At 64.0% G+C, this 3,394-nt stretch carries 5 protein-coding genes; 1 reads left to right on the top strand and 4 read right to left on the bottom strand.

The window, feature by feature from the left end; all coding sequences use genetic code 11:
- On the top strand, positions 1 to 897 hold an 897-nt coding region (locus VB739_RS16375), incomplete at its 5' end, for a PP2C family protein-serine/threonine phosphatase (RefSeq protein ID WP_323358079.1).
- A gap of 62 nt (positions 898 to 959) precedes the next feature.
- Here VB739_RS16375 and VB739_RS16370 read toward each other — a convergent pair.
- The 4 genes from VB739_RS16370 to VB739_RS16735 all read right to left on the bottom strand — a co-directional run bounded on the left by VB739_RS16370 (position 960) and on the right by VB739_RS16735 (position 3,386).
- The gene (locus VB739_RS16370) at positions 960 to 1,244 is read right to left on the bottom strand and encodes an STAS domain-containing protein (protein ID WP_323358078.1); all 285 of its coding nucleotides are present in this window, start codon (positions 1,242 to 1,244) and stop codon (positions 960 to 962) included.
- 83 nt (positions 1,245 to 1,327) lie between these two features.
- On the bottom strand, positions 1,328 to 2,182 hold the full coding sequence (gene menB, locus VB739_RS16365) for a 1,4-dihydroxy-2-naphthoyl-CoA synthase (protein ID WP_323358077.1): 855 nt from the start codon (positions 2,180 to 2,182) through the stop codon (positions 1,328 to 1,330).
- Complete coding sequence (locus VB739_RS16360; RefSeq protein ID WP_323358076.1) at positions 2,179 to 2,997, bottom strand: thiamine pyrophosphate-binding protein; 819 nt, start codon at positions 2,995 to 2,997, stop codon at positions 2,179 to 2,181. The genes menB and VB739_RS16360 overlap by 4 nt, the downstream gene beginning before the upstream one ends.
- Positions 2,998 to 3,242: 245 nt before the next feature.
- On the bottom strand, positions 3,243 to 3,386 hold the full coding sequence (locus VB739_RS16735; protein WP_416233356.1) for a metallopeptidase family protein: 144 nt from the start codon (positions 3,384 to 3,386) through the stop codon (positions 3,243 to 3,245).
- Positions 3,387 to 3,394 lie beyond the last annotated feature (8 nt).

Genomic DNA, 3,394 nt, shown 5'->3' with positions numbered 1-3,394 from the left:
GAGCTGAACGCTCGCGTTCGTTCCGGGCTTCGGTTGTATGAGAGTAGCCGTCTGCTCAGGGTCATCAGCCAGGATCTTGCTGATCAGAAGCGTCGACTCGAAGACGAGTTGTCCCAGGCTGCCGACTATGTTCGCTCGATCCTTCCACCACCCATGGAGGGCGATGTCACGATCGACCGCCTCTTCCTTCCGTCCAGTCAGCTGGGTGGGGATTGTCTTGACTTTTACTGGTTGGATGAACAGCATCTTGTTCTTTATATTCTTGATGTCTCTGGTCATGGACTGGCTGCGGCACTCCCATCCATCTCCATCCATAACCTGCTCCGCACCCAGGCCCGTTTTAATCAGCAGTACGCCACCAGCCATGGGCGCCGGCAGTCGGACAGCTTTCTCAAACGCCCTGCGGATGTACTGAACTATCTGAATAGCCTTTTTCAGATGAAAGATCAAAACAACCAGTATTTCACCATTTGGTACGGTGTTTTCGACAAGGACAGTCGCCAGCTTCGTTATGCCAGCGCCGGCCACCCCCCAGCGCTGCTCCGATCCATGGCGGAGGGCGGAAACATTGAATGGTGTGCCCTGAAAGCACCTGGCATGCCCATTGGCCTGTTTGAAGAGGTGGCCTATGAAGAACGGACCGTTTCAATCGGCCTATCGTCCCAACTCTTTCTCTACACCGATGGACTGTATGAAATTCCAAAACCTGACGGTGAAATGTGGGATAACGGCGGCTTCCAGACGCTGTTGGAGGCTCATGCTGAGTCGACCGAGTCAGGCCTTGTCTCGCTCGTCGACCAGATCAGAGCCCACACCAGTGTGGAGAGCTTTCCTGATGACGCTTCGATCATCAGCATTCACTTCACTCCTAGTCCCGATGCTGGTTCCCAGGGATGAGGTATTGCTTCGTTACTGGATCTGAGGACGTGAATAGTGATCTCTTTCTGAGGAGTTTCGCCTCAGATGCACTCGAAGACCTTGTCCGTCCCAGTGATCTCCAGAACCATCTTCATCTGCGACGCCGGTGCGCGCAGGGCAAGTCGACGACCGGCTTCTCTGACTTTCTTCAGGCAGCCCACCAAGGCACTGAATCCACTGCTGTCCATGAATGTGATCTGCTGGCAATTGATCACAACCATGTCTGGTTGGGTGACCAAAGCCTCGCTGACCTGCTCGAGCAGTTCCTTGCCACGCTCACCATCGAGAACTCCGGCAGGCTGAATCTCCTTTGTCGTGCTGTTCATCAGCGGATGAAGAGAGTGGAGTCGTTTTTCTTTCTTACTTTAATGCTTGGCAGAGGTTTTGATTGGATTTCATCACTGCCTGTTCACGGAAGCCAGGCATTGCCGCTGAAATCCGGATCCCGTTTCTCCAGGAAGGCATTGCGGCCCTCCTGCCCCTCGCTGGTTCGGTAGAAGAGATGGGTGGCCTGGCCCGCCAGCTCCTGGATCCCGGCCAGGCCGTCGGTTTCAGCGTTGAAGGCGGCTTTCAGGCAGCGGATCGCGGTGGGGCTGTGTTGCAGCACCTCCCTGGCCCAGGCCACCCCCTCGCGCTCCAGATCCTCCAGGGGCACCACAGCATTCACCAGCCCCATGGCCAGCGCCTGTGCCGCGTCGTAGCGCCGGCACAGGAACCAGATCTCCCGTGCCTTGCGCTGGCCCACCACCCGGGCCAGGTAGCCGGCGCCGAAGCCGCCATCGAAACTCCCCACCCGCGGCCCGGTCTGGCCGAAGACAGCATTCTCGGCCGCCAGGCTCAGATCGCAGAGCAGGTGCAGCACCTGGCCGCCGCCGATGGCGTAGCCGGCCACCAGGGCGATCACCACCTTGGGCAGGCTACGGATGATCCGTTGCAGGTCGAGCACGTTCAGCCGCGGCAGGCCCGAATCGTCGAGATAGCCGCCATCGCCGCGCACGCTCTGGTCGCCACCGGCGCAGAAGGACCAGACGCCATCAGCGGCCGGTCCTGCGCCCGTGAACAGCACCACGCCGATGGAGGGGTCGTCCCGCACCCGGTTGAAGGCATCACAAAGCTCCTGGACCGTGAGCGGACGGAAGGCGTTGCGCTTCTCGGGCCGGTTGAGGCTGATCCGGGCGAGGCCATCGCCGCTGGTCTCGAAACGGATGTCGGTGTAGGTGCCGGCGCTGGTCCAGTTCGGCAGGGGCGGGGGAACGGGGGTCATGGGGGCGTGACCTGGGCTGCGGCCATTGTGCGCAGCCGCTGCCGCAGGGCGGCATCACGGCGCCGGTCGGTGCTTATCACCAGCAGCGCCATCGGCTGCTGCCGTGCCCAGGCCAGGTCGCTCGCCAGAGTCGCCAGGCCCGCAACCCGGCGGCCCGGCACCCCGTGCACCGCCGCCAGCGCCAGGGGATCCACCGGCTGGGGCATGGCAAACAGACGTTCGAAATCCATCGCCGCCGCCGGCTCGGTGCGGATGGGCAGCTGCTCGAAGATGCCGCCGCCGCCGTTGTCGATCAGCACCACGGTGAGGCGCCCGCTCAGCTGGCTTCGCCACAGCCAGCCGTTGGCGTCGTGGAGCAGGGCCAGATCGCCGCTCACCAGCACCAGATCACCCAGGGCCTCGGCCAGGCCGCAGGCGCTCGAGAGGGTGCCGTCGATCCCCGAGGCCCCGCGGAAGCCGTGCATCGGCCGGGGCGGGGCGCCCGGGTGGGCGAAGCTTTCCCAGTCGCGCACGGGGCTGCTGTTGGCCAGCAGCACCGGCAGCCCCGCCGGCAGCAGCCGGCTGAGCAGTCGGGCCAGGGCCGGCTCCCCGTCCTCGTCGGCCAGTTCCTGGTCCAGCAGCGCCTGCACCGCCGCCTCCGCCTGGCGCCAGCGGTCCGCCAGCGCCAGCGAGTCCCCAGCGGGCTCGCCTGCCTTGGTGGTCTGCGGTTGGCCCGCCAGCCAGGCCACCAGGCCCAGCACCGCCAGGCCGACACCCGCCATGGCCGCCAGACGCAGGGTGCCCAGCGCGCGGAGCTGTTCGATCAGCCCCCCCATGCGCCGCCCCGCGGTGCATCATCCCGGGCCGCGAAGCCCTGCCCGGCGCATCCTGCACCCGAACCCCAGCGAGACATCCTGCCATCCCCATGCCGACCATGTCGGCTGGGCAGGTTCTGCCGGGTAGCGGGTAACGACGCGGTTAATGCCGGGGCGGCGATCCGCCGAAAGATGAGAAAGCCGGTTCGCGGGCAGCCTCAGCCTTCGCGCGAGGAAGAATCAGTCGCCGCCTTCCAGGCGGTCGATCAGTCGCCGCCTTCCAGGCGGTCGATATCGTCATCGGAGAAGCCGAAATGATGCGCGATCTCATGGATAAGCACGTTGCGGACGAGGCGGAACAGATCCTCCCCGGTCTCCACCCATTCCAGCAGGATCGGTTCCCGGTACAGCGTGATGC

It is taken from the genome of Cyanobium gracile UHCC 0281 (assembly GCF_034931305.1).
Lineage (GTDB): Bacteria > Cyanobacteriota > Cyanobacteriia > PCC-6307 > Cyanobiaceae > Cyanobium > Cyanobium gracile_A.
The sequence above is the reverse complement of the archived record's forward strand: the minus strand, read 5'-3'. Positions and strand labels throughout refer to the sequence as shown.

What these genes read in the sequence shown, in the direction of transcription:
- VB739_RS16370 (WP_323358078.1), bottom strand. Translation starts at nt 1,244, where the DNA reads ATGAACAGCACGACAAAGGAGATTCAGCCTGCCGGAGTTCTCGATGGT.
- menB (WP_323358077.1), bottom strand. Translation starts at nt 2,182, where the DNA reads ATGACCCCCGTTCCCCCGCCCCTGCCGAACTGGACCAGCGCCGGCACC.
- VB739_RS16360 (WP_323358076.1), bottom strand. Translation starts at nt 2,997, where the DNA reads ATGGGGGGGCTGATCGAACAGCTCCGCGCGCTGGGCACCCTGCGTCTG.